Raw genomic sequence first — 24,666 nt, 5'->3', positions numbered from 1 at the left:
CCGACGAGGCTAGCGGTAAGGGCAGGCTCGGTGCCGTACCGGGTAGGCGTTCCTGACAGCTAAATGTCAAGATGTCGCCATGCGCATCACCGAGGCCGCCAAACTCCTGGGCACGACCGCCCGGATGCTCCGCTACCGCGAGACGCTCGGCCTGCTCCCGCGCACCCGAACCAGCCGTACCGCCCAACGCCAGTACGACGACCGCGACCTCGCCGCCGTCAAGCTCGCCCTCGAGCTCGAGCACCGGTACGACGTAACCCCCGCCGCCCTGGCCTTCGCCCTGAAAGCCCTGGCCGAACCGTCGGTAGCCGCAGACCTCCGCAACCTCGGCTACCGCACCGGCCGCCTCACCACACCCCCCAGCCCCGCCGAGATCGACAGGGAAAGAGCCCTCCGCTGGCTAGGCCGATCGGGCGTCCTCCCACCCCCAGCCCACCGGCCCCGCTGACGGGGGGAAGGGGGAGGGGGAGGGGGAGGGAGCGGCACGCCCCGAGCGCCAGGCTCCGCCGGCGTCCGCTCCCCCGCTCACCACCGCGGCGCGGCTCCCGGCCCCTCCGCTTTCACCACAGAACCGCCGGTCGCGACGGCGACCGGCGGTTCTGGGATCGTGCTCAGTGCGAAGGAGCCTCAGGCACAGCCGGGCGCTCTTCGCGCACGTAGCCCTCGACGTAGATGTCCGGCTCCAGGTAGATGTGCTGCGACATCGGCTCGGCCTCGCGGACCGCAATCTCGGCGGCGTTGATCGTCGCCGCGACAGCAGCGGCGTCGGCGCCCGGCTCGACGGCGACCTTGGCGGCGACCAGAACCTCTTCAGGCCCGAGGTGCAGCGTCTTGATGTGGATCAGCTTCTGGACGCCGGGGACGCTCTCGATCGCCGCGACGATCTTCTGCTGCGCCTCGCGGGTCGCGGACTCGCCGAGCAGCAGGGACTTCATCTCGATCGCCAGGAAGATCGCGACCACGACCAGCAGCGCGCCGATCGCCATCGAACCCGCGCCGTCGAACACACCGTTGCCGGTGGCAAGCGTTAGGACGACACCGATCAGCGCCAGCACCAGGCCGGTGAGCGCGGCGAAGTCCTCGAGCAGGATCACCGGCAGTTCCGGCGACCGCGCGTTGCGGATGAACCGGGTCCACGAGACGTGCCCGCGGACCTTGTTCGCCTCGACGATCGCGGTCCGGAACGAGAACGACTCCATGACGATCGCGGCCACCAGCACGACGACCGGGACCCACTTCCAGTTGTCGATCCCGTGCGGGTCGTGGATCTTGTGGTAGCCCTCGTACAGCGCGAACAACCCACCGACGCTGAACAGCACGATCGCGACGATGAACGAGTACACGTAGCGTTCCCGGCCGAAGCCGAACTGGTGCAGCTCGTCGGCCTGGCGCTTGGCGCGCTTGGCGCCGACCAGCAGCAGCACCTGGTTGCCGGCGTCGGCGAGCGAGTGGATCGCCTCGGCCAGCATCGAGGCCGACTGGGTCAGGCCCCAGGCGGCGAACTTGGTGATCGCGATTCCGGTGTTCGCCAGCAGTGCCGCGACGACGGCCTTGTTACCGCCACCAGCCATGTCGGTCAGTCCTCCAGCAACTCAGGGGGGCCACAAAAGATCAGCGAGCGGACACGACGAACGCCGTGCCGGAACCACGCAGGTTACAGGGTCCCTCGGGTCCTGCGAGGAACGCGGACTGCCCACCGGACAACGCTTCGGTCTCATCGGTGCCCTCGGCACCCACCGTGACGTCACCGTCCACCACCGCGACGATCCGCGCACCGTCGGCCGGTACGACGACAGCGTCGCCGCCGAGATCCACCCGCCGTACGGCGAAGTACGGGCTGCCGGTCTCGTACGCCGTCACTCCGGGCGCGACGACCGTGCCGCGCAGCAGCGGGTCGGCCAGCGGCTCGAAGTCGATCACCGAGACCAGTTCCGGTACGTCGATGTGCTTGCTGGTCAGACCGCCCCGGAGCACGTTGTCCGAGTTGGCCATCACCTCGAACCCGGTCCCGCGCAGGTAGGCGTGCACGTTCCCCGCCGGCAGGTACACCGACTCGAACCGCTCCAGCCGGACCCGGTTGAGCAGCAGGGCCGCGAGCACCCCTGGATCATCGGGGAAGTCAGCCGCAAGTCGCGCGATCGTCTCCGCCTCGACGAAGAACTCCCCGCCGGGAGCGTCGGCGTCGCCGCCCGCGTGAACGCGCCCGACGTACGCCTCACAGGCTTCGCCCAGAGCGGCGACCAACGGACGGATGGCATCCCGGTCGCTGCTCATGAACTCCGTGAACGCCTCGCGCAGCTTGCCGTCCCGCAGCGAAGCGGTCAGCTCCTCGAGCCCCACGGCACCCAGCGCTTCGAGCAACGCGACCGTCCGCTCCAACGGCCGGAACCCGACCAGCGCGTCGAACGGCTCGAGCGCGATCAGGATCTCCGGCTTCGGCCACGAGTCCTTGTAGTTGCGGTCGGCCGCGTCCCGCGGGATCCCGGCCTCCTCGTCGCGCTTGTACCCGTCGACGGCCTGCTCAGGCGACGGGTGCGCCTGGATCGACAACGGCTGCGCCGCGGCCAGGATCTTGGCCAGGAAGGGGAAACGCCCGTCGAACCGCTCGGCCGTCTCCGCGCCCAGAACGTCAGACGGCGAGGACGAGACCAGGTCGTACAGCGACTCCCCCGACGGCAGCACCGACGGCGCCGACTCGTGCGCGCCCATCCACAACTCGGCCTGGGGCTTGCCGTCCGGCTCGACCCCGAGCAGCGCCGGGATCGCGGTCGGCGATCCCCACGCGTAGTCGCGGACGGTGTTGGACAGTCGAGCTACCACGCCGTCACCCAAGCCTCACTCATACCGTCGATCACCAAGCCGGGTCGACAGCCGGGTTGCCCGGGACGATCGGGGTCTCGGTCGCCTCGGTCCCGTACCGGCCCAGACCGATGCCGAGGTACGCCGCGGCGTACCGGCCGTGCTGGGTGAGCGCCGCGTAACGCGCGATGTCGGTGCCGCTGGCCTGGGTGACCACGTGCACGCGAACGTCGTTGCGCTCCGCCTTCTCCTCGAGCTGACGGCGGTGCTCGGCCACGCCCGGGTCGTCGACGCCGTCGTCCAGGATGACCAGGCCAGGACGCAGATCGTCTCCCTGGTCGAACGGGTCGGCGAACAGGTCACGCGGCGGCTGGTTCAGCACCGGCAGCAGGTGGCCAGCATCGGCGGCGAGCGCCGGACGGCCACTGGCCAGCCGGAGCGCCTCGACGACACGACGCGCGGCACGGGCGGCCAGGACGGATCCACCCCAGACCAGCGGCATCGCGTCGGCCAGCATCAGCGACAGGTCCTTGGCCGGGTTCGACGCGACGTCGTTGTTCGGCGAGCACTCGATCGCGACGTCGTCCAGCAGCGTCGCGACGGCCTTGGCGTCGACGACCGGGCCGAGCTCCATCTGGTGCAGACCCTGCAGTACGGCGACAGCCGCGGCCAGCTGGTCGTCGGACTGCGACGGCAGGCGGATCGCGTGCCGCGAGCCGGCCGAGGCCTGGGCGATCGGCGAGTCCTCCGGGCAGGCGACCATCAGGCCGCTGCCCCGTCGTACGGCCTCGGAGGCGGCGGACATGGCCTCCTGGTCAGCGGCATTGCCACCGAGCACGATCACCAGGTCGAGCGGACCCGTCCAGCCCGGCAGGCCGGGACCAGGCCACGCAACGAACGGCACCGGGCAAACCGGCTCCAGCACCGCGCGCACCAGGCGGGCGTCCCGGCCGGCAGCGACGATCGCACGCGGGCGGAAGCCGTCGGAGTCGAGCTTCGACAGCACCTCCTCGGCGGCGTCGATCTCGGCCCGGACGCGGGCTCCGGCACCGGCGAGCCGGCGCAGCAGGTGGTCGGTCGCCTCGAGGGCGGCGGGGTCGTCCAGCCGCGAGTCGTCGAAGGAGCTCATCAGTGGGTTTCGGCCTCTTTGGTCTCACGCGCTTCGTCGATCAGCAGCACGGGGATGTCGTCGCGCACCGGGTAGGCCAGCGCACAGCCGGCGTTGGTGCAGACCAGTTCGTTCGCCTCGTCGTCCACGCGGAACTCCGACCGGCACTTCGGACAGACCAGGATGCTCAGGAGGTCGGGGTCCAGGTTCACTGCCATCAGTTCTTCTCCTCCACCGGTGCACCGGTGATCAGGGCCAGTACTTCGTCCCGGACACGCTCCATGGTGGCGGCGTCCCCGGCCTCGACGTTCAGCCGCAGCAGCGGCTCGGTGTTGGACGCGCGGACGTTGAACCACCACTGTCCCGCGTCCACCGTCAGACCGTCCAGATGGTCAACGGTAGTCCCGTCCCGGCCGCCGTAGGTGTCCTCGATCGCGGCGACCGTGGCGGCCGCGTTCTCGACCCGGCTGTTGATCTCGCCGGAGGCCACGTACCGCTCGTACTCGGCGAACAGCTCGCTGGCCGGCTTGTCCTGCTCACCCAGCGCGGCCAGCACGTGCAGCGCGGCCAGCATGCCGGTGTCTGCGCGCCAGAAGTCGCGGAAGTAGTAGTGCGCCGAGTGCTCGCCGCCGAAGACAGCGTCGGTCTCGGCCATCTGCTGCTTGATGAACGAGTGCCCGACCCGCGCCCGGACCGGCGTGCCGCCGTGCTCGGTGATCAGCTCCGGCACCGCCTTGGAGGTGATCAGGTTGTGGATCACCGCGGAGCCGGGATGCTTGGCCAGCTCCCGTACGGCGACCGCGCCGGTCACCGCGCTCGGCGAGATCGGCATGCCGAGCTCGTCGATGACGAAGCAGCGGTCCGCGTCGCCGTCGAAGGCGAGCCCGAGATCGGCGCCGACCTCGACGACCTTGGCCTGCAGGTCGACCAGGTTCTTCGGGTCGAGCGGGTTGGCCTCGTGGTTCGGGAAGTTGCCGTCGAGCTCGAAGTACATCGGCACGATCTCGACCGGGCCGGTGGCGAAGACGGCCGGCACGGTGTGCCCGCCCATCCCGTTGCCGGCGTCGACGACGACCTTCAGCGGGCGGATGCCGCTCAGGTCGACCAGGTCGTTCAGATGGTCGGCGTACGCCGTGAGCAGGTTCTTGCGGGTCACCTTGCCGGGCGCCGGGACGCTCGGGATCGGCTCGTCGACGGTCTTGGCGACCAGGTCCGCGATGTCGCGCAGCCCGGACTCCGCGCCGACCGGCGAGGCGCCGGACCGACACATCTTGATCCCGTTGTACTGGGCCGGGTTGTGGCTCGCGGTGAACATCGCGCCGGGCAGCTGGAGCCGCCCGGAGGCGAAGTACAGCATGTCGGTCGAGGCCAGGCCGATGTCGATCACGTCGACCCCGGTGCTGGCCGCGCCCTCGGCGAACGCGGCCGCCAGCGCCGGGCTGGAGGGGCGCATGTCGTAGCCGATCACGACCGCCCCTGGACCGGCGAGCACGTCCAGCACCTCGACGAACGCGGCACCGGTCGCCCGGGCCACCGCCTCGTCGAACTGGTCGGGGACGACCCCGCGTACGTCGTACGCCTTGAAGATGGCACTTACGTCAACCATGCCCGGACTTTATCCGGCCCGAGGCGTGCCCGGCTCACCAGGCACGCCTCAGCTGTGGACAACTCAGTTCTCGAACCAGCCCGGGTTCTTGCGGTGGTGCACGGTCGGGAGCTGGCGCGGACTGGTGGGCGCCGCCCAGCGGACCGCGTTGCCGAGGATCGTCTGGACTCCCGGCTGGTGGTACGTCGGGTACTCCTGGTCGCCCGGCCGGAAGTAGAACACCCGGCCCTGACCGCGGCGGTAGCAGCAGCCCGAGCGGAACACCTCGCCACCGGAGAACGAGCTGACGAACACCAGCTCGTCCGGCTGCGGGATGTCGAACAGCTCGCCGTACATCTCCTCGCGCTCGATCACCAGCGGGTGCGGGACCCCCTGCGCGATCGGGTGCCCGGCCGCGACGGTCCAGAGCAGCTCGCGGTCGTTCTCCGACCGCCAGTCCAGCGAGCAGGTCGTCCCCATCAGCTTGATGAAGATCTTCGAGAAGTGCGCCGAGTGCAGCGCGATCAGGCCCATGCCGGACAGCACGTGCTGCTGCACCCGGTCGACGATCGCGTCGTCGACGTCGCCGTGCGCGGCGTGACCCCACCAGGTGAGCACGTCGGTGTCGGCGAGCACCTCCTCGGTCAGGCCGTGCTCCTCCTGCTGCAGCCAGGCGGTCCGCACGTTCACGTCGTCGCCGAGCTGCGCCCGGACGGCGGCCGCGATCGTCTCGTGCATCGTGTCGGGGTAGACCTTCTGGACCGACGCGTCGCGCTGGTCGTGGACGTTCTCGCCCCACACCGTGACGTTAACCATTGAGCACAACCTCTCGTCCCGCCTTCGCCGAGGCGTAGCAGGCGTCGATGACCTGGGTCCGGAGCAGAGCCTCCGAGCCGTTGTGGGCAGTCCAGTCGCCGGCCCGGACGATCGCGACGAACTCGCTGACCACCGCCCGGTGACCGAGCCCGGCACCGGTGGCCGGACGGACCTCGGCCGGTACGCCGCCGACGTCGGTGAAGATCCGCAGCGTGTCGGTGGTGGTGTAGTTCTGCACCTCGATCTTGGCGCCGCCCTCGGTGCCGAACAGCTCGATGCCGAAGTTGTCACCAGGTGCCCGGTACGTCGCCCAGCTGGTCTCGAGCTGCAGCGCGCCGCCGCCCTCGAGCCGCAGGTACGCCGTGGCCAGGTCCTCGACCTCGAACTTCGAGCCGAGCGTGTCGACGGTCGGCCGGATCGTGCTGCTCGCACTGCCCCGGCCACGCGGGCCGAGCTCGGCGAACGTGTCCGCCGTGACGGTGGTGATCACCGGCTCGCTCATCAGGTGCAGCGCCAGGTCCAGAATGTGCACGCCGAGGTCGATCAGCGGGCCGCCGCCGGACAGCTCGCGGTTGGTGAACCAGCCGCCCATGCCGGGGATGCCGTTGCGGCGCATCCAGTGCGCCTTGGCGTAGTAGATCCGGCCGAGCTGGCCCTCGTCGATCTGGTGCTTCAGCGCCGCGACGTCGCCGCGCTCGCGGTGGTTGAAGATCACCTTGAGCACCTTGCCGGCCTTCTTCGAGGCCGCGACCATCTGCTCGCCCTCGTCGACCGTGCGGGCCAGCGGCTTCTCGCAGAGCACGTGCAGCCCCTGCTCCAGCGCGGCCAGCGCGATCGGGGCGTGCAGCTGCGTCGGCGTACCGATGCTGACGGCGTCCAGGCCGCCGTCCTGCAGGAGGTCCTCCCACTTCTCGTAGAGATGAGGTACCCGGTGCTTCTCGCCGAGCTCGGCCAGGATGTCCTTCTCCAGCCCGGCCAGCGCCACCACCTCGACGTCCGGCAGCTCCGAGAACGCTTCGAGTGCGGTCCGCCCGGCAAAGCCGAGACCGACCACTCCGACCCGTAGTTTTTGATCGTTCACAGGTCAGGAGTCTTGTCAGTACCTGACGACGCGGTCAACCTCATCCCACGCTACGAAACACGTTCGAACAGCATTTCCCCACTGAATGGGGAAATCAGCCCTGCTCGGTGTTGCCGTGGTTCTGCGTGCTGCTCGGGTCCTGGAGCATCCGGAGGTGCCCACGGCGCGCGACCTCGACCGGCGCACCGGGCGTGGTGGAGCCGGGACGGCCGGTGTCGCGCGGTGGCAACGGCCGGGCAGCTTCCCGTACGGCGTTGGCCAGCGCTTCGAGATCGTCGGACGAAGGACCCGCGGCGGCCGGATCCGGAGCGAGCCGGATCACTTCCCAGCCGTTCGGCGCGGTCAGCCGGTCGGCGTGGTCGGCGCAGAGGTCGTAACAGTGGGGTTCGGCGTAGGTGGCCAGCGGGCCGAGGACGCAGGTGGAGTCGGCGTACACGTACGTGAGCGTCGACACCGCCGGCCGATGACAGGCGGCGCGCGAACAGATCCTGGCGATGCTCACGACCAGACGTTACCCCCACTAGGCTGAGCGCGTGACCGAGGCTCGCCGTCATCGCAGACACATCGACCGGCACGGCCGGGGCATGCTCGGGCCGATCAGCCGGCCGAGCAGCTTCGCGCCGCGCGGACTCCCGCTGCAGCGGTCCACCGCAGCGCAGTTCGACGAGGTGGTCGCGATCGAGGTGACCCGCCTGGAGAAACGGCTGCCGCAGGTGGTGGCCCGGGTCGAGTTCGCGATCGAGGACGTGCCGAACCTGGACGCCCACGCGGGCGAGATCCCGCTCACCCACTCCACCGGCGGCACGTCGCACGAGCCGTACCGGATCGTCGTCTTCCGCCGCCCGATCGAGCTCCGCGCCGAACGCTCCGGCGCCGGGCTGGCCTGGCTGGTCCGCTCGGCGCTGGTGCTCGAGCTGGCCGACGTACTGGCGTTGTCCCCGGAACAGATCGACCCGGACTTCGACGCCGAAGAGGACTGACCTACTTCAGGGCGGCGCCCACATCCGGCTGGGCGCCGAGCTGAGCGCGGAAGACCAACGACGTCGTCAGCGGCCAGACGGCGACCTGCGGGACGTCGTCCTCGTCCGGCTTGGCGGCCGGCATCAGCGTGACGCCGGCGACGATGTCCCCACGCAGCTCCTCGACCATCAGGTACGTCGGCTTGGCCTGCGGCTTGAACGTGATCAGCGTCGTCGCGCCACCGACCAGATCCACCGACCGCGCCTGGACCATCTTGTTCGCCGCGTCCCGCAGCTCGAACTTGACGCCGGCGGTCTCCCCCGGCGCGGTCACCTGCAGCACCGCGGGCTGCGTGTGCGCCGGCAGCACCAGGTACGCCGGGCCGCGCAACGGCTCGGTCGCGCCGATCGACGCGAACTCCCGGACCGTCGAGTCCGTCACCCGCGCCGACGCCGTCACCGGCTGATCCGACGTGATCGTGACCGCGGACGCTTCGCCGTGCAGCACCTTCTCCAGCCGGATCACCTTCACCGACCCGGCCGGGATCTGCATCGTCGACAGCCCGGCGGGCTTGAACGGCCCGTTCGGCCCGTTGACGGTGATGTTCGCCGTCGCCTGCAGGTCGGTCGGGTTGGCGACGGTCAGGATCCGCACGCCACCACCCGGAGCGATCGCCGGTACGACGATCTTCTCCGCCGGCGTCGCCGACTGGTTCAGCCAGTCCACACCGGCCGGGATCTTGCCGTTGGTCGCGTTGTCGCGGACGGCCGGAGCGACTCGACCACCGGTCGACTCGACGTGCAGCGCCAGATCGCGCTGACCCGCCGCGACCTGGCCGAGGTAGATCTCGGTCGTCCCCCGCGCCGGTACGACGACGCCACGCGCGTTCGGCGCATCCAGCTGCCCGGCGGGACCGAACAGAGTGACGTTGACCTCGGCGTTGATGCTGTCCAGGTTGGTCAGGACCAGAACGTCGCGCCGACCAGTCGCGCCGGACGCACCGACGAACCAGAAGTCCGACCCCGGTACGACGCACGGAACGCTGGCCATGCCGCGGTTCACACCCTCGGGCGCCGTCGTGGTCGCGGTAGCCGCCGTACCGGCCGCGAGCGGGCCGGTGCCCTGGATACCGAGGCTCGTGAGCTTGCTGCTCGGTGCCGTCGTGGCGATCCGGCCGCGGGTGAGCACCGAGCCGACCGGGTTCGCGGTCGTGTCCAGCGGGGAGATCGACAGCGGCGCCTCGTCACCGGCCGCGGTCGGCGTACCGTCCGGAAGTGTCGGCGCGACCGCGCTGACCTGGCTCTGCGTCTTCACGCCCGCGCCCGGCACCGGGCAGGCCAGAGCCGCTCGGTTCACGACGGTCCGGGCCGGCACCTCGACGCCCTCGGTGCGGGTCGTCGCGGCCTTCGGCTTCGTCACGACGCCGACGCCGCCGGCCAGGGCCAGCGCCAGCACGCAGGCGCCGATCCGGAACTTGAGGTCGGACAGCAGGCCGGTCACGAGCTCCTCCGGGCGTGGGTGCCGTGCGGTACGGCGACGGTCCGCCGCGCGCTCGGCAGGCAGAAGATCAGGGCGATCAGCCAGCCGATGATCCCGAGCACCCGCCACAGGCTGCGGACCGTGGCCTCGATCGGGGTCTTGCCCTCGATCTTGGTCCGGTCGACGAGCCAGGACGCGTCGTTGTCGGCGGCGCTGGCCCGGGTCAGGCCGGGCAGCGAGTCCAGCGTCGACATCAACGTCGGATCGACCGGCGCCGGCAGGTACACGTAGTCGACGGCGAGCGCGGCGAGCTGCCGCCCTTCCTCACCCGTGCCACCGCCGCCGAGCGCGGACAGCACGTCCGTGATCGGCTTGGTCTGCTCGGGCTTCGGCGCCGCCTCGAGCGCACCCATCCGCGGCCCGCCCTCACGCACCAGCGAGAACCGGGTCGCGCTGGTCGGGTCCTTGCGGACGACCAGGATCGACGCGTTCTGCGGTGGTCCTTGCGAGGAGACCAGGTACGCCGGAAGGTCCTGCGCCGGTCCACGCCACAGCGGCCCGTCGTCACCGCGCACGAGCCAGAACCCGGCCGTCACGACCGAGGCCACCAGCACCACACCGAGCACGCCCCGGGCGATCAGGTCGGACGACTTGCCGACCGAGTCCCAGGCGACGGTGACCGTCATGATCCAGCCGGCCGTCATCAGGAACATCAGCGGACCGCTGCCGCCACCGAGGCGGCTGGCGATCAGCGTCCCGGCCAGTCCGGCCAGTGCGGCGAACCAGCCGACCAGCTCGTACCGCTGCCGCGTCTCGCGCGTCAGGGCCAGCAGAGCGACCACGATGAGCGGTACGGCGAACCACCACGGCGTGGGCGCCCCAACCGGCGTACCGGTGAGCAGGTTGGCCAGGCTCTCGCCCGGGCCAACTCCTGAGGTCGGCGGACCGCCGGCCTCTTGGCCGAGACGTGACGGGTGCAGCACCAGCTGGATGGTCCAAGGCAGCACCAGCAGCAGGCCGAGCACCACCGAGAACACCAGCTGCCGACCCTGACGACGCCAGCCAAGACCGAGCACGCCTCCGACGACCAGCGCGATCCCGACCAGCAGACCGAGTGCCGGAGTGAAGGCGAACAGGACGGCCTGGCAGATTCCCGCGAACCACGCGGCTCGCCAGCTGCCCTGGATGACCACACGCCGGCGTCGCGCGACCGTGTGCACGGCAGCACCGAGCAGCGGCAGCACGATCGCCGCCACCACGGTCCCGATCCGGCCCTGCGAGATCGCACCGTTCGTGAACACCGCCAGCCCGTACGCCGAAGCGCCCCACGCGCGGGCGACCCGGTCGACGACGAACGCCCGCAGCAACGCCCACGCAGCCAGGGCGGCCAGCGGGATCGCCCCGAGCAGCAGCAGGTTCGTCGCGCCGGACGGGCCGAACGTCACCGTCGACAACGCCCAGAACTGCGCCAGCCAGGCCGGCGGCGTGACGCCGTCCGGTGCGGCGGCCGCCGCGTGCCACAAGGACGCGAGGCTCTCGTGCGGGGGAAGCATCAGGTTGGACCGGAGAACGCCGCCGCCGATCAGGTCGCGAGCGGCGACGATCGCGCCGATCGCGAGCACGACCCACGCGACCAGGAACGGCCGGCGGATCAGCTGCCGGCGCCAGCGCGGCTGGTCGACCGCGACCCGGGCCGTGCTCTTGGCCCGGCGGGCCGAGGTCGGCGCCTGCTCCTCGGGCTCGTCGGCCCAGGCTTCACGCAGCCGCTCGGAGATCGTGCTTCCGGTCTCCTCCAGGTTGTGCCGCAGCGCGTGCACGGACCGGGAGAACAGTCCCTTGATGTCGTCGTACGGGACCTTGTCGAGGCGGCGGCGATCCTTGCGAGCTTGGGTCCAGCCGCCGGCCAGCACCGTGCCGAGCAGGGCGGTCCACTCGTCGACCGCGCCGGACGGCGTCTTGCCGATCAGGAACCAGGCCGAGCGAACAACCGTCCCCATCAGGAAGCGCAGAATCAGCAGCGGCAGCAGCTTGCCCGGCGCGTTGGCCAGGACGGTGTAGTACGCATGGGCGCGGTCCAGCTGGTACGCGTGCCGACGGGTGCCCGCCAGTGCACGCTCGCCGGTCGCCGCGGCCTGTGCGTGGTAGATGACCGCGTCCGGCGCGACGCCGACGCGGAAGCCCGCGCGGCTGGCCCGCCAGCCGAAGTCGAGGTCGTCGCGGAACATCGGCAGCCGCGGGTCGAACCCGTGCAGCGTCTCCCAGACGTCGCGGCGGACCAGCATGCCGGCGGAGCTCACCGAGAGCACCTGCCGCGGCTGGTCGTGCTGGCCCTGGTCGAGCTCGCCGGCTTCGATGCCGGTGTCGCGCCGGCCGCCGAGCGACGTGCTGACACCGACCTCGAGCAGTTCGCGGTCGCGCGGCCAGAGCCGCAGCTTCGGTCCCCAGATCCCCGTCTCCGGCGATAAAGTGGCCTGAAGCAACAATTGTTCGAGTGCCTTGGGGGCCGGCGCGCAGTCGTCGTGCAGCAGCCAGAGCCACTCGACGACCGGGGTGTTGCCGTCGTCGCCGTACGGGCCGACCGCGGACGGGATCGGCGCGAACCCGACCGCTTCCAGGCCGCGGGTGACCGCCGTGCCGAACCCGGTCCGGGCGGACAGGCTGACCACCGGCTCGACGCCGGGCATCTCGGCCAGCAACTGGGCGGTGTCGTCGGTGGAACCGGTGTCGATCGCGATCAGTCGGTCGGGACGGCGGGCCATCGCCCACAGGGCCTCGGTCAGGCGAGGCAGCCAGGCGGCGCCCTCGTGCCCGACCACGACAGCGGTGACGACGTGCCGGACCGGCGCGCGACCCATGGGGTCGGTGGTGAGTCCGGTCGGGAAGTCGACGGCGTCGAAAAAGTCCCAGCCGGCCGGAGCTTCGGGTTCCATCAGGAGCGCTGCACCTCAAGGGGAAGGATCGGCCTGCCGCGGCCCGGAGGTCACGGCGAGGTCTCACCTTACGCGAAGTGCGAAGGCCCCTGTACACAGCCGCGGGCCCCGGTGGACAGAGTCCGGCCGGGGCCTCACGCGGAAGTCTGTGTTCACTTGTTTCACTACTGACACGCAGCGGCGACGGCGGGGTGGCAGGGCACCACGCCCGTCGATCCGTGGGTGTCTAGACGGCCTTCTTCTTCAGCTTGCGGCGTTCCCGCTCCGACAGCCCGCCCCAGATCCCGAAGCGCTCGTCGTTCTGCAGTGCGTACTCGAGGCACTCGCCCCGGACGTCACAACCGAGGCAGACCTTCTTCGCCTCGCGGGTGGAACCGCCTTTCTCCGGGAAGAAAGCCTCTGGGTCGGTCTGGGCGCACAGCGCCCGTTCCTGCCAGTTCGGCTCCTCCTCGATCGCCTCACCGTCGACAATCGCCATCAGCGTTTCTGTCACGGTACGACCTCCTCGACCCTGTTCGTTCCCCTGTACATGTGGGTTTGCGGACCACATGCCTGACCTCGTCCGTCCTGCGCTCTGCAACGGTCCCCGATACCGAGTGTCCAACGAACGACACGGTTGAAATTACATTCCTGCAATCCACGAAAGTCAAGCCGTGGTCTGCTATTGGCGGTATCCGCAACACGGCTGCAAAAGAACGAGAGGCCTGTGTGCACAGGCCTCTCGGACTCTTCACTGCGGTGTCAACCACCGGAAACCGTTCCAGGATTGGCACGATCCTGCCGCGCGGGAATGCGTTGTCCGCAGTATTCACCGCCCGGCAGGGCCGTCGATCAGGACGGCTGCGACCACCAGCCCTGCTGGCCGGCCTGACCCTGACCGCCCGGCTGCTGCGGCTGGTCGTCGTCCTTCGGGTCGTCGGCCTGCGCCTCGGAAACCCGCGGATCCACGCGGGTTTCGTCGGCCGCGTCAGCCTCCGGCTGGGCCTGCGGCGTAGCGGCCGGTGCGGCCTCCTCGCCCTGCCAGGCCTGGCCACCCTGCTGCCAGTTCTGGTCCGACCAGCCCTGCTCGCCCGCGGCCTGACCGGCCTCGTGCTGCGGCTGCTCGGCTACGTCGTGCGCGGCGGCCTCGTGCAGACCGCCGTCGTGAGCGGGCTCCTGCTGACCGACCTGGCGCTGCGCCGGCTCCTGGCCCTGCCACTCGGGCTGACCCGGCTGGCCGTACTGCGCGGCCTCGGCGCCACCCCACTGCTGCTGGCCGGCGTCGCCGCCGCCCCACTGCTGCTGCTCCTGCGGCCACTGCTGGCCCTGCGCGTCGGCGCCACCCCACTGCTGCTGCCCCTCGGGGCTCCACTGCTGGGTCGGCTCGACGCCCTGCGCCTCGGCAGCCGACCAGGCCTGCTGGTCGCCCTGCGGCTGGTCGTCACCGGCGGGCCACTGCTGCTGACCCGCTTCGGCGCCACTCCACTGCTGCTGCTCCTGCGGCCACTGCTGGTCGCCGTGCTGAGCCGCCGCGTAGCCGCCGGCCGCGCCCGCGGCCGCACCGGTCGCAGCGCCCGCGCCGTACTGGCCGTACTGCGCCTGGCCCTGGCCCTGCTCGTACTGGTTGCCGTAGGCGCCGTACTGCTGGCCCTGCTGGCCGCCGTACTGGTTGCCCTGCTGACCGCCCTGAGCGCCGTACTGGCCGCCGTACTGACCCTGACCCTGACCCTGGCCCTGGCCGGCGAACTGGCCCTGCTGGGCCGGCTTCGGGACGCGCACCGGGGCGGGCAGCGTCTGGAAGATGTTGAGGATGTAGTAGCCGGAGGCGCCGTAGAGGGCCAGCCCACCGAGGCCGACCAGGAATCCGGCGATCTTCGGGCCGGCGTCGCTCGACGAACCGAACACGGCGAAGACCGTGACCAGGCCGATCAGCGCGGTCAGGCCGACGATGATCAGCGCGGCCAGCGCGACGGTCCGGGCGTTCTGGGTGCGCTCGCCCGCTTCCGCCACCAGCCACACCGCGACGGCGGGCGCCGCGGCGAGCAGCAGTCCGGACACCTCGAGCGGGGTGAGGATGTTGCGCACCCCGCTGGCGGAGGCGGTGAACCCGGCCCCGCCGACGAACAGCTGGAGCAGCGAGGCCAGGGCGACCAGCCCGGCGAAGGCGAGAAGGATGTACGCGACCGGCTCTCTGAGCTTCTTGGTTGCGTCGGTGACCACGAGGGCTCCTCGGGATGTTGGGGGGCCGTGCATTATTCAAGGCAACTGACGGATAACACACTTCGGACCCACGGCAGCATAGTCGTGCGGTGGCTCGTCCGATTGACGACTCGTGCAGACTCTTCCCATGCGATTGACAGTGCTGGCCGGTGGCATCGGCGGATCCACCTTCCTCCGCGGCCTGCTGAAGGCCCGCCCGGACGCCGACATCACGGTGATCGGGAACACCGCGGACGACATCACCCTGTTCGGCCTGCGGGTCTGCCCGGACCTGGACACGGTGATGTACACCCTCGGCGACGGGATCTCCAAGGAGCGCGGATGGGGACGTGAGGACGAGACCTGGGTGATCAAGGAGGAGCTCGCGGCGTACGGCGTGGAGCCGACCTGGTTCGGTCTGGGCGACCGGGACGTGGCGACCCATCTCGTCCGGACCCAGATGCTGGACGCCGGGTACGGGCTGACCGCGGTCACCGAGGCGCTCTGCAGCCGGTGGAAGCTGCCGGTCCGCCTGCTGCCGATGAGTGACGACCGGGTCGAGACCCACGTCGTGATCGACGACCCGGACAGCCCCGGGGCGAAGAAGGCGATCCACTTCCAGGAGTACTGGGTCCGTCTGCACGCCGAGGTGCCCGCGCACCAGGTCGTCGCGGTCGGCTCCGAGAAGGCCAAGCCGGCGCCCGGCGTGCTGGAGGCCATCGCGAGCTGCGACGTGCTGATCCTGCCGCCGTCGAACCCGGTGGTCTCGGTCGGCACGATCCTCGGCGTGCCCGGGATCCGCGAGGCCGTCCGGGACACCCCGGCCCCGGTGATCGGGCTGTCGCCGATCATCGGCACCGGTCCGGTCCGTGGAATGGCCGACAAGGTGCTCGCGGCCGTCGGCGTCGAGTCGACCGCCTCGGCCGTCGCCCGGTACTACGGCGCCCGCGCCCGCGACGGCGTCATCGACGGCTGGCTGATCGACACCTCCGACGCCGCCCAGCTGGACTCGATCGCCGGTGCCGGAATTCACGCCCAGGCCGTGCCGTTGTGGATGACGGACGAGACGACGACCGCGGCGATGGCCGACGCGGCCCTGAGCCTGGCGGAGGCTGTACGCCGATGAGGAAGCACCTGGAGATCTTCGCGGTCACCGGACTGCCGGAGGTGGCGGCCGGGGACGACCTGGCCGCGCTGATCGGCGAGGCGGCCGACCTGCGGGACGGCGACGTGGTCGCGGTGACGTCGAAGATCGTCAGCAAGGCGGAGGGCCGCCTCAGCACCGGCACGCGGCAGGACGCGATCGACGCCGAGCTGGTGCGGGTCGTGGCGCAGCGCGGGGAGACCCGGATCGTGCAGACCCGGCACGGGCTGGTGATGGCCGCCGCGGGGACGGACACATCGAACACGGCGCCGGGGACGGTGTTGCTGCTGCCGGTCGACCCTGACCTGTCGGCCCGTGAGCTTCGTAGCGCTCTGAAGGCCCGGTACGACGTGAACGTCGGCGTCGTGGTCACGGACACCCTCGGGCGGCCCTGGCGGGTCGGTCAGACCGACCTGGCGATCGGAGCGGCCGGCGTACGGGTCGTGGAGGATCTGCGCGGATCGACGGACTCGCACGGGAACGTGCTGGCCGTCACCGAGCCGGCGGTGGCCGACGAGATCGCGTCGGCGGGCGAGCTGGTGAAGGGCAAGGCGGACGGAGTGCCGGTCGCCGTACTGCGGGGGCTTTCGGACGTCGTACTGGCTGTGGGCGAGGACGGGCCTGGGGCGCGGGCGCTGGTGCGCGACGCGGAGAACGACATGTTCAGCCTGGGGACGCGTGAGGCCGCGCGGGCCGCCGTACTGGAACGGACGGCGCCGGGAGCGCCGCGCGAGGTGGACCCGGCGCTGTGGGACGGGCTACTCGCGGACGACGTGGACGTGCACCTGGAGGTGCTGGAGAGCTCGGTCGTCGTCTTCGGCGAGAACCCGGTCGCGGTCGGCATCATCGCCGAGAGACTGGCCGTTCTCCTGCACGCCGAGGGCTACGGCGTCGCCGTCCGGACCGGTTCGGGCAGTGAGGCGACGGTCACGTTCGGCTCACGGTCGGACTAGTTTTCTAGGCAACTTCTCAGGCTGGCTGCGTACACTGCATCCGCACGGCGGCGCCGGACCGCCCGGATCGGAAGACCAATCACTGTGGGTAAAGCGTCGTCGCAGAAGCAGTCGCGCCGCGAGATGGTAGAGAAGATGCAGCGGGACCAGGCCCGGTCCGACAAGCGCCGCACCCTGCTCATCGTCGCGGCCTCGATCGTGGTCGGCCTGGCGATCATCGCCTACCCGGCGATCAAGCTGATCCAGGACTCCCGCACCCGCGACCAGGCCCTGTCCTCGTTCGGCACGGCCGCCTCCGGCGCCTCGTGCGACAAGGTCGTCGACGACAAGGCGAGCGGTACGCAGATCCACGAGCCGGACGGCAAGGTCATCATGTACCCCGTGTCGCCGCCCTCGTCGGGCCCGCACTACGCGACCTGGGCACCGTTCGGCAAGAAGTTCTACGCCGAGGACGACCGCCCGCCGGTCCCGAACCTGGTCCACAACCTCGAGCACGGCTACACGATCATGTGGTACCGCGACACCCTGCCGAAGGACCAGATCGACCAGATCGAGCAGATCTCCAAGGCGAAGCTGCCCGACTCCTCGCTCGGCAAGTTCATCGCGGCCCCCTTCAAGGAGGGCGACGGCGCCGCCTGGCCCGAGGGCAAGAACGTCGCCTTCTCCCACTGGAGCGGCAACGCCCAGGGCGCCACGGAGGCCTTCGGCCACCGCCAGTTCTGCGGCTCGGTCTCAGGCGAGGCCCTGACCCAGTTCATGGACAAGTACCCGGCGATGGACGCCCAGGAGCCGAACGGCGGCTGATCCAGCCAGCCGCTTGCGGAGAGCGCCCGGTCCACAACGGATCGGGCGCCCTTCTGTTTCTGCCATTAGTTGCAACTTGCTTCCGCCTGCCCGCGGTCGGCGCCTAGGTTTGGCGCACCCGATGCAGGAGGTCACAGTGCGGAAGCTGATTCAACTGCTCACCGGCGTTCTCGCCGCTGTCGTTCTGGCCGTTGTCGGCTGCGTCCCTGCGGCGCAGGCCACCGGCACCGCGTGGAGTGCCCCACGCCTCGCCGAGTACTACCTGGACTGTCCCGCCGGCCAGACAATGTCCGTTTACTCCGGCCCTTACCGTGGCAGCGCACTGTGCGGCACTTCGGTGACCAACGTCTATTGGACCGACGGTGCGGTCACCCGCCAGCACACGTTCGTGATCAGCCCCGGGCGCTCCGCGTGGAACGCCGTTCACCAGTACCGCGGCGGGACGACGATCGCGGCGACCGGCTGGAAGAGCCTCGGCGGCGCGAACATCACCGGATCGATCAACATCCTCGGCATCCCGAGCCCGGGCACCATCGACCTCGAAGTCGGCACCACCACCGGCGGCATCTTCTGCAACCGACTGCGCAACAACGCGTGGAGCGGCTGGCTCGCGTGCGGGTGAAACTGACTGCCTGAAAGGGCACCCGGTTCTCGGATCGGGTGCCCTTTTGTTCGGTACGGCGTAATACAGCTCAGACGTAGCGTTCGGCGTGGTCGGACTGGACCTGGGCGACCAAGTCCTTGACGCGTTCGCCGTCGGCGAGGGGGCAGACCATCGTGACGTCGTGGGTGTGCACGATGATGTGGCCGCGCAGGCCGACCGCGGCGATCAGGTGGTCGGGATCGTCGGTGACGATCACGTTGTCGTTGGAGTCGAGCAGGCAGCTGAGCGCCGAGCCGTCGTGACGGTTGCCCTTGGCATCGACCTCGTAGGTGCCGGCCAGCGCGGCCCAGGAGCCGACGTCGAGCCAGTGCACGGGCATCGGGACGACCACCACGTCGGCGTCGACCTTGCCCTGCGAGGCCGGCTCCATCACGGCGTAGTCGACGGAGATCTTGCGCAGCGTCGGGTAGATCCCGGCCAGCGTCGCGTCCCGCTCGGGGGTGTCCCAGACCGCGGCGACCTGCCGCAGCTGCGCGGCCGACTCGGGCAGCAGCGCGTCGAGCACGCTGAGCACGGTCTCGGCCCGCCAGACGAACATCCCGGAGTTCCACCAGAACCGCCCGGTGGCCAGGTACTCCTCGGCGGTCGCGCGGTCCGGCTTCTCGCGGAACCGGTCGACCACGTACGCCGCCGTACCGTCGATCGCGTCGCCGCGTTCGACGTACCCGAGCCCGGTGTGCGGGTGGGTCGGCTCGATCCCGAACGTCACCAGCGACCGCGGCCGCTGCTCGACGAGCTCGAAGCCGCTCTCGATCGCCTGCCGGAACTCGGCCTCGGGCGTGATCAGGTGGTCCGATCCGACGATCGCCAAGACGGCGTCCGGATCGTTGCGCGCCACCACGGCCGACGCGAGGCCGACCGCGTTCGCGGTGTCGCGCCCGACCGGCTCGCCGATGATGTTGTTCTCACCCAGCTCGGGCAGCTCCTCGCGCACCAGGTCGGTGTGCGCCGCCACGGTGCAGACGTAGATGTTCGCCGGGTCGACCAGCCCACTCAGCCGGTCGTAAGCCACCCGCAGCAACGAGTTCCCCGCCGCCAACGGCAGCACCTGCTTGGGCTTGTCCGCCCGGGACAACGGCCACAACCGAGTCCCCGACCCACCGGCCAGAATCACCACGTTCCGCATGAGGAAGAACCCTACCTGCCCACGCGACCAGACAACCTCATCAGCTGGTCTGGTCGTCCTCGGGGACCTCGCAGGCCACGCCCTGCGGGAGTTCGGGTTCGGGCGTGGCGCGTGGGAGGCGCAGGTGGGCCATGTCGGCGGGAATCTCCGCACCGCCGGGCACCCAGACCGCGTCGGACTCGCCGTCGATGCCGGTGGCGGGAGCGTCGGTCAGGCGGAAGCGATCACGCAGGCGACCGTAGAAGTCGGTCGGCCGCAGCCGCACCAATCGCAGCGGGCGGGTGGATCCGTAGACGCCGATCCAGTCGCCCGGATCGAGCACACCGCGCAGCTGACCGTCGATGCTGACGGCGGCCTGGCCGGAGTGCGGCAGCACCCGCAGGCCGATCGGCTCGTCCGGAGCGGCGATGACGCTGCGGTTGAAGGTCATGTGCGGGGCGACCGGCGTGAACACGATCGCCTCCGTGTTCGGCGACAGAATCGGTCCACCAGCGGCGAAGCTGTACGCCGTACTGCCCGTCGGCGTCGCCACGATCACCGCATCCGCCGAGTACGACGCGAGCAGCCGCCCCGACAGGTACACCCCAAGCGCGACCTGGTGATCCCGCGCCAGCTTCTCCAGTACGACGTCGTTCAGCGCCGTCACATCCAGCGCGACACCCCACCCGTTCGCTGCCGCGTCCGGCCGTACGGCGGGCGGTGGCAACGCCGGCCCGTGCCCGTACCGCAGCAGTGCGTCGATCCCGGACGGGATCTCCAGCGCCCGCGACGCGCGCATCGTCAGCGTCATCCGCTTCTCGATCGTGGCCTCGTCGCGGTGCACCGCCTCGAGCGCCGCCTCGACGTCGCTGCACGCGACCTCGGTCAGGAACCCGACCTTGCCGAGATCCACGCCGAGCACGGCCGCGTCGTTCTTCGCCGCGATCCGGGCGCCGCGCAGGAACGTCCCGTCGCCACCGAGCGTGACGACCAGATCCGGGTTGCCCGCGTGGTGCAGCTCGTCCATCCCGCCGCGGCGGTCCTCGTGCTGCTTCCAGACGTCGATGTCGGTGCAGCCGATGTCGTTGTCCTTGCACCAGGCACGGACCACGTCGGCCGCCTGGACGGCCAGCGGGCGGCCCTGGTGCACGACCAGACCGAGTCGACTGATGGGCACGGCGTTCTCCTTCGGGTACGGCGGGACCGGTAGGCCCAGCACCACCGTAAAGCTTCCGGACAAGATCGCCACCGACGGCCGACATTTCCCTGACATTCGCATCGCAGGGTGGCCGGTATGACCACGACACGACTCTTCCGCTGGGCCCCGCTGCTGCTGGTCGCGGTGCTCGCCACCGGATGTTCGGGCGGCGCCTCGGCCGGTACGGCGGACAAGACGCCCGAGATCGCCACGCTGACCACCGCGCCGCCCGCCGGCACGCCGTCCTCCGGCACGCCGAGCGGGCAGACCCAGGCGACCGATCCCGACGCCGGCCGGCCGCGGGAGCGGATCGACATGACCGACGCCGACCGCGACCGGCTGTACAACGGCTACCTGGTCTGCCTGAAGGACAACGGCATCGACGTCCTGTCGGAGCGGGCCAAGCCGAAGGAGCCCGGTGTCCTGGGCAGCGGCGGCCGCACCACCGACCCGGCGAAGGCGAAGAAGGCGAACGCGGCCTGCGCGAACAAGCTCCCGCTGCCGGCCTGGGAGATCGACGCGAAGAACCCGGACGCGATCGACTTCGGCCGCAAGGTCGTGGCGTGCCTGAAGACCAAGGGCGTCAAGTACGTCGAGCTGTCGACCGGCACCGACAGCGGCATCGTCGGCCCGTCGCTGGGCGGCCCGCAGAACGACGCCGAGTCGATCCGCAAGGGCATGGACCTCACCCCCGAGTGCCAGCGCGAGGTGGCCGGCAAGTGAGTTCGAAGAAAGTCACCGCGATCCTGCTCGGGGCCGCGCTGGTCGCAGGTGGCGGCTACTTGGCGTTCCGGCTGCTGGATCGGCCTGCAGCCGCTGTTGCTTCCGACGGACCTGGTCCAGCGGAGACCGTCGCCATAGAACGGACGGATCTGTCCCAGGCCCGCGAGCTGTCCGGCGACCTCGGCTACGGCGGCAAGAAAACCGTGAAGGCCCGCGCGACCGGCACCATCACCTGGCTCCCCAAGCCCGGTACGACGATCAACCGCGGCGACATCCTGCTGCGCGTCGACGACAAACCGATCGTCCTCTTCTACGGAAGCACCCCACTCTTCCGCACGCTGGGCACACCTCCCCCGAAAACCCCACCCACCACCCCGCCGCCTCCTCCCCCGAAACCCCCAAGTGGTCCCGACATCAAGGTGATCAAACAAAACCTCGCCGCCCTCGACTTCCTCGGCACACCCGGCAGCGACAAGCTCACCCCAGCGACGACGACCGCCATCAAGCACTGGCAGAAATCCCTCGACCTCGACCAGACCGGCGTCCTCGACCCCACCTCGATCGTCGTCCTCCCCAACGCCGTCCGCGTCGACTCGATCGCCCTGGCTCTCGGCGACCCCGCCCCGGCCGACGTCCTCGGCGTCACCTCGACCGAGAAGCTCGTCACGCTCCCGCTCGATGCCGACGACACCGCCGGCGTACGCGCCGGGTTGAAGGTGAAACTCACCCTGCCCAACGGCAAGTCGACCACCGGCACCGTCCGCGCCGTCAGTACCAACGCGGCTCCTCCCCCGAGCGACGGCGGCCCGGCCGACGGCGGCAAGAAGCCCCAGGTGACCGCCTCGATCGCCCTCGACCAGCAGTCCGCCGCCAACGGGATCGACTCCGGCCCGACGACCGTGACCGTGCCCGGCGCCGTCCGCAAGGGCGTGCTCGTCGTACCGGTCGCCGCTCTGCTCGCGCTGCGCGAAGGCGGGTACGCCGTACAGGTTGTCAACGGCACCAGTACGTCGCTGGTCGGCGTGAAGACCGGAATGTTTGCCGACGGCAACGTCGAGATCACCGGCGCGGGACTGCGGGCCGGCCAGAAGGTGGTGACAACCTCATGACGACGCCAGTGGTCGAGCTCCGCAACGCCGTCAAGCAGTACGCCGGTGGAGTGCGTGCCCTCGACAACGTTTCCCTCCGCATCGACGCCGGCGAACTGCTCGCGATCGTGGGCCCGTCGGGCTCCGGGAAGTCCACGCTGCTCAACCTGATGGGCACCCTCGACCGCCCGACCGAGGGCACGGTCGAGCTCCAGGGCCACGACGTCACCGCACTGTCCGACCGGCAACTCTCCGCCCTCCGCGGCCGCTCGATCGGCTTCGTCTTCCAGCAGTTCCACCTGTCCGACGGACACACCGCCACGGAGAACGTCGCCACCGGTCTCCTGTACGCCGGTACGCCGCGCCGCCATCGCAAGCCGCTCGCCCTCGAAGCGCTGGACAAGGTCGGCCTCAGCCACCGCGCCACCCACCGCCCCCACGAACTCTCCGGCGGCGAACGCCAACGCGTCGCCATCGCTCGGGCCCTGGTCAACAACCCCGCCCTCGTCCTAGCCGACGAGCCGACCGGTGCGCTGGACACCGCCACCGGCCAAGCGGTCCTGAGCCTGCTCACCACCCTCCACGCCACCGGCACGACCATCGCCGTCATCACCCACGACCGCGAGATCGCCGCCCAACTCCCGAGAAAAGTAGAAGTCCGAGACGGCCGCCTGGTGAATGAGGGAGTGGGGAGGTGAGAGGGCCGCGCCCCCGAAACCGCAGCGGCTTCGCCGCGCGGAAGGCGAGCGCACGCGAAGCCGCCCGGAGCGCAGCCGCCGGCGAAGCCGCGCGGCGTGCGAGCGGCGGCGCAGCCGCCAGCTCCCCGGTGCGGCTCACCCTCACTGACTTTCTTCTCCTGGGGTTGACCCGACTCCGGACCAAGCCCCTCCGAGCAGCCCTGTCTGCGCTTGGCATCTCCATCGGCATCGCGACCGTGGTCGTCGTCACCGGCATCCCTGCGTCCAGTCAGCAGGCAGTCATGGACGAGCTGGCCAACCTAGGGCCTGACCTGTTGAGAGCAGCGGCCGTCCCCGATCAGTCCCAGAACGACACCCCAGCAGGTCTCCCAGCAGCATCGATCGGCATGGCGACCCGGATCGGCCCGGTCCAGGAGGCCAGCGGCGTCGCCAACGTGCACGCCGGCGTACGCCGTACCGACAAAGTCGACGCCAGCGGCAACGGCATCACCGTGCTCGCCGCCAAACCGAACCTCCTCCCGTTGCTCGGAGCAAAGATCCACGCCGGCACCTTCCTGACCACGGCCAACGAACGCTTCCCCACCGTCGTCCTCGGCGCCAAAGCCGCCACCTGGTTGGGCATCACCGACCTCCCACCCGGCCAACCCAAACCCCGGATCCTCCTCAACGACACCTGGTTCACCGTCGTCGGTGTCCTGGCCCGCTCGCCCCTCGCACCGGACGTCGAGCAGTCCGTCCTCGTCGGCTGGGACGCCGCGAAGACCAGCCTCTCCTTCGACGGCCGCCCCTCGGTCGTCTACGTCCGCGCCACCGACACCTCCCTCGAAGACGTCCGCGCAGTCCTCGGCCGAACCCTCAACCCCGAGCAACCCGGCCTCGTCCAGGTCAGCCGCCCGTCCGAAGCCCTGGCCGCCCAACGCATCACCCAGAACGCCTTCTCCACCCTCTTCCTCGGCCTGGCCGGCGTAGCCCTCCTCGTCGGCGGCATCGGCGTGGCCAACACGATGGTCATCTCCGTCCTCGAACGACGCCGCGAGATCGGCCTGCGACGAGCCCTCGGCGCCAACCGAGGCCAGATCCGCGGCCAGTTCCTCACCGAGTCCGTCGTGCTCTGCACGATCGGCGGCCTGCTCGGCGCGGGCCTCGGCGTCCTCGGCGTGATCGGCTACGCCGACTCCCAGAGCTGGCCGGTCGTCATCCCCGTCAACGCCCTCCTCGCCGGCATCGGCGCGAGCATCGCCGTCGGCGTCCTGGCCGGCGTCTACCCCGCCGTACGAGCGTCCCTCCTCACCCCCACGGAGGCTCTCGCCGCCGACTGACCGCAATTGTCAGGATCTCGTCCCGGTCCGCCGC

General features: G+C 70.4%; 24 protein-coding genes. 10 read left to right on the top strand and 14 right to left on the bottom strand.

Annotated features, from left to right (window positions below):
• Positions 1-79: 79 nt before the first annotated feature.
• A complete protein-coding gene (locus ACYVIO_RS14810) occupies positions 80-448 on the top strand; it encodes a helix-turn-helix domain-containing protein (RefSeq protein WP_184803961.1) in 369 nt (122 codons plus the stop codon).
• Positions 449-611: 163 nt separating this feature from the next.
• On the opposite strand, the gene ACYVIO_RS14805 is transcribed toward ACYVIO_RS14810, so the two are convergent.
• The 8 genes from ACYVIO_RS14805 to ACYVIO_RS14770 all read right to left on the bottom strand — a co-directional run bounded on the left by ACYVIO_RS14805 (position 612) and on the right by ACYVIO_RS14770 (position 7,891).
• Entirely contained in the window at positions 612-1,571 is a 960-nt protein-coding gene (locus ACYVIO_RS14805) for a cation diffusion facilitator family transporter (protein WP_460651321.1), read from the bottom strand.
• A 40-nt stretch (positions 1,572-1,611) separates the two neighbouring features.
• Entirely contained in the window at positions 1,612-2,820 is a 1,209-nt protein-coding gene (gene manA / locus ACYVIO_RS14800) for a mannose-6-phosphate isomerase, class I (RefSeq protein WP_460651320.1), read from the bottom strand.
• Positions 2,821-2,851: 31 nt separating this feature from the next.
• A complete protein-coding gene (locus tag ACYVIO_RS14795; RefSeq protein WP_460651319.1) occupies positions 2,852-3,928 on the bottom strand; it encodes an SIS domain-containing protein in 1,077 nt (358 codons plus the stop codon).
• Positions 3,928-4,125: a Trm112 family protein gene (locus ACYVIO_RS14790; protein ID WP_460651318.1), complete on the bottom strand. Its 198-nt coding sequence runs from the start codon at positions 4,123-4,125 to the stop codon at positions 3,928-3,930. Before ACYVIO_RS14790 ends, ACYVIO_RS14795 begins: the two co-directional genes overlap by 1 nt.
• Positions 4,125-5,513, bottom strand: coding sequence for a phosphomannomutase/phosphoglucomutase (locus tag ACYVIO_RS14785; RefSeq protein WP_460651317.1), 1,389 nt, complete (start codon positions 5,511-5,513; stop codon positions 4,125-4,127). Before ACYVIO_RS14785 ends, ACYVIO_RS14790 begins: the two co-directional genes overlap by 1 nt.
• Positions 5,514-5,576: 63 nt before the next feature.
• The gene (locus ACYVIO_RS14780; protein WP_460651316.1) at positions 5,577-6,308 is read right to left on the bottom strand and encodes a ThuA domain-containing protein; all 732 of its coding nucleotides are present in this window, start codon (positions 6,306-6,308) and stop codon (positions 5,577-5,579) included.
• The gene (locus ACYVIO_RS14775) at positions 6,301-7,389 is read right to left on the bottom strand and encodes a Gfo/Idh/MocA family protein (RefSeq protein WP_460651315.1); all 1,089 of its coding nucleotides are present in this window, start codon (positions 7,387-7,389) and stop codon (positions 6,301-6,303) included. Before ACYVIO_RS14775 ends, ACYVIO_RS14780 begins: the two co-directional genes overlap by 8 nt.
• Positions 7,390-7,483: 94 nt before the next feature.
• Positions 7,484-7,891 carry a DUF3499 domain-containing protein gene (locus tag ACYVIO_RS14770; protein WP_460651314.1) on the bottom strand — a complete coding sequence of 136 codons (408 nt, stop codon included), beginning with the start codon at positions 7,889-7,891 and terminating at the stop codon, positions 7,484-7,486.
• A 31-nt stretch (positions 7,892-7,922) separates the two neighbouring features.
• On the opposite strand from ACYVIO_RS14770, the gene ACYVIO_RS14765 reads away from it, so the two are divergent.
• On the top strand, positions 7,923-8,369 hold the full coding sequence (locus tag ACYVIO_RS14765) for a metallopeptidase family protein (protein ID WP_337926074.1): 447 nt from the start codon (positions 7,923-7,925) through the stop codon (positions 8,367-8,369).
• A gap of 1 nt (position 8,370) precedes the next feature.
• On the opposite strand, the gene ACYVIO_RS14760 is transcribed toward ACYVIO_RS14765, so the two are convergent.
• From ACYVIO_RS14760 to ACYVIO_RS14745, 4 genes are all read right to left on the bottom strand, one after another.
• The gene (locus tag ACYVIO_RS14760) at positions 8,371-9,849 is read right to left on the bottom strand and encodes a DUF5719 family protein (protein ID WP_460651313.1); all 1,479 of its coding nucleotides are present in this window, start codon (positions 9,847-9,849) and stop codon (positions 8,371-8,373) included.
• Positions 9,846-12,758 carry a glycosyltransferase gene (locus ACYVIO_RS14755; protein WP_460651312.1) on the bottom strand — a complete coding sequence of 971 codons (2,913 nt, stop codon included), beginning with the start codon at positions 12,756-12,758 and terminating at the stop codon, positions 9,846-9,848. Before ACYVIO_RS14755 ends, ACYVIO_RS14760 begins: the two co-directional genes overlap by 4 nt.
• Before the next feature lie 226 nt (positions 12,759-12,984).
• Positions 12,985-13,236, bottom strand: a complete 252-nt coding sequence (locus tag ACYVIO_RS14750; RefSeq protein WP_020389877.1) for a WhiB family transcriptional regulator — start codon at positions 13,234-13,236, stop codon at positions 12,985-12,987.
• Positions 13,237-13,589: 353 nt separating this feature from the next.
• A complete protein-coding gene (locus tag ACYVIO_RS14745) occupies positions 13,590-14,957 on the bottom strand; it encodes a hypothetical protein (protein WP_460651311.1) in 1,368 nt (455 codons plus the stop codon).
• 127 nt (positions 14,958-15,084) lie between these two features.
• On the opposite strand from ACYVIO_RS14745, the gene cofD reads away from it, so the two are divergent.
• The 4 genes from cofD to ACYVIO_RS14725 all read left to right on the top strand — a co-directional run bounded on the left by cofD (position 15,085) and on the right by ACYVIO_RS14725 (position 18,459).
• Positions 15,085-16,062, top strand: coding sequence for a 2-phospho-L-lactate transferase (gene cofD, locus ACYVIO_RS14740; protein WP_460651310.1), 978 nt, complete (start codon positions 15,085-15,087; stop codon positions 16,060-16,062).
• Complete coding sequence (locus ACYVIO_RS14735) at positions 16,059-17,033, top strand: coenzyme F420-0:L-glutamate ligase (protein ID WP_460651309.1); 975 nt, start codon at positions 16,059-16,061, stop codon at positions 17,031-17,033. Before cofD ends, ACYVIO_RS14735 begins: the two co-directional genes overlap by 4 nt.
• 135 nt (positions 17,034-17,168) lie before the next feature.
• A complete protein-coding gene (locus tag ACYVIO_RS14730) occupies positions 17,169-17,837 on the top strand; it encodes a DUF3105 domain-containing protein (RefSeq protein ID WP_460651308.1) in 669 nt (222 codons plus the stop codon).
• Positions 17,838-17,973: 136 nt separating this feature from the next.
• Positions 17,974-18,459 carry a hypothetical protein gene (locus tag ACYVIO_RS14725; RefSeq protein WP_460651307.1) on the top strand — a complete coding sequence of 162 codons (486 nt, stop codon included), beginning with the start codon at positions 17,974-17,976 and terminating at the stop codon, positions 18,457-18,459.
• 70 nt (positions 18,460-18,529) lie between these two features.
• Here the strand turns inward: ACYVIO_RS14725 and ACYVIO_RS14720 are convergent, their stop codons facing one another.
• Entirely contained in the window at positions 18,530-19,627 is a 1,098-nt protein-coding gene (locus tag ACYVIO_RS14720) for a mannose-1-phosphate guanylyltransferase (protein ID WP_460651306.1), read from the bottom strand.
• Between the two features lie 40 nt (positions 19,628-19,667).
• A complete protein-coding gene (locus ACYVIO_RS14715; protein WP_460651305.1) occupies positions 19,668-20,783 on the bottom strand; it encodes an NAD(+)/NADH kinase in 1,116 nt (371 codons plus the stop codon).
• 117 nt (positions 20,784-20,900) lie between these two features.
• Here ACYVIO_RS14715 and ACYVIO_RS14710 point away from each other — a divergent pair, with 117 nt between their 5' ends.
• From ACYVIO_RS14710 to ACYVIO_RS14695, 4 genes are all read left to right on the top strand, one after another.
• The gene (locus ACYVIO_RS14710; protein WP_460651304.1) at positions 20,901-21,527 is read left to right on the top strand and encodes a hypothetical protein; all 627 of its coding nucleotides are present in this window, start codon (positions 20,901-20,903) and stop codon (positions 21,525-21,527) included.
• Entirely contained in the window at positions 21,524-22,636 is a 1,113-nt protein-coding gene (locus ACYVIO_RS14705) for a peptidoglycan-binding protein (RefSeq protein ID WP_460651303.1), read from the top strand. Before ACYVIO_RS14710 ends, ACYVIO_RS14705 begins: the two co-directional genes overlap by 4 nt.
• Positions 22,633-23,313, top strand: coding sequence for an ABC transporter ATP-binding protein (locus tag ACYVIO_RS14700; RefSeq protein WP_460651302.1), 681 nt, complete (start codon positions 22,633-22,635; stop codon positions 23,311-23,313). The genes ACYVIO_RS14705 and ACYVIO_RS14700 overlap by 4 nt, the downstream gene beginning before the upstream one ends.
• A 164-nt stretch (positions 23,314-23,477) precedes the next feature.
• Positions 23,478-24,632: an ABC transporter permease gene (locus ACYVIO_RS14695; RefSeq protein WP_460651301.1), complete on the top strand. Its 1,155-nt coding sequence runs from the start codon at positions 23,478-23,480 to the stop codon at positions 24,630-24,632.
• The last annotated feature ends 34 nt before the right edge of the window (positions 24,633-24,666 follow it).

The sequence above is a fragment of the Kribbella endophytica genome (genome assembly GCF_054781295.1).
The sequence above is the reverse complement of the archived record's forward strand: the minus strand, read 5'-3'. Positions and strand labels throughout refer to the sequence as shown.

Bases quoted from the DNA above. Each gene is read 5' to 3' on its own strand.
- ACYVIO_RS14785 (WP_460651317.1), bottom strand. From the start codon at position 5,513: ATGGTTGACGTAAGTGCCATCTTCAAGGCGTACGACGTACGCGGGGTC.
- ACYVIO_RS14795 (WP_460651319.1), bottom strand. From the start codon at position 3,928: ATGAGCTCCTTCGACGACTCGCGGCTGGACGACCCCGCCGCCCTCGAG.
- ACYVIO_RS14735 (WP_460651309.1), top strand. From the start codon at position 16,059: ATGAGGAAGCACCTGGAGATCTTCGCGGTCACCGGACTGCCGGAGGTG.
- ACYVIO_RS14720 (WP_460651306.1), bottom strand. From the start codon at position 19,627: ATGCGGAACGTGGTGATTCTGGCCGGTGGGTCGGGGACTCGGTTGTGG.
- ACYVIO_RS14750 (WP_020389877.1), bottom strand. From the start codon at position 13,236: ATGGCGATTGTCGACGGTGAGGCGATCGAGGAGGAGCCGAACTGGCAG.
- cofD (WP_460651310.1), top strand. From the start codon at position 15,085: ATGCGATTGACAGTGCTGGCCGGTGGCATCGGCGGATCCACCTTCCTC.
- ACYVIO_RS14780 (WP_460651316.1), bottom strand. From the start codon at position 6,308: ATGGTTAACGTCACGGTGTGGGGCGAGAACGTCCACGACCAGCGCGAC.
- ACYVIO_RS14810 (WP_184803961.1), top strand. From the start codon at position 80: ATGCGCATCACCGAGGCCGCCAAACTCCTGGGCACGACCGCCCGGATG.
- ACYVIO_RS14710 (WP_460651304.1), top strand. From the start codon at position 20,901: ATGACCACGACACGACTCTTCCGCTGGGCCCCGCTGCTGCTGGTCGCG.
- ACYVIO_RS14790 (WP_460651318.1), bottom strand. From the start codon at position 4,125: ATGGCAGTGAACCTGGACCCCGACCTCCTGAGCATCCTGGTCTGTCCG.
- ACYVIO_RS14755 (WP_460651312.1), bottom strand. From the start codon at position 12,758: ATGGAACCCGAAGCTCCGGCCGGCTGGGACTTTTTCGACGCCGTCGAC.
- ACYVIO_RS14805 (WP_460651321.1), bottom strand. From the start codon at position 1,571: ATGGCTGGTGGCGGTAACAAGGCCGTCGTCGCGGCACTGCTGGCGAAC.
- ACYVIO_RS14700 (WP_460651302.1), top strand. From the start codon at position 22,633: ATGACGACGCCAGTGGTCGAGCTCCGCAACGCCGTCAAGCAGTACGCC.
- ACYVIO_RS14730 (WP_460651308.1), top strand. From the start codon at position 17,169: ATGCAGCGGGACCAGGCCCGGTCCGACAAGCGCCGCACCCTGCTCATC.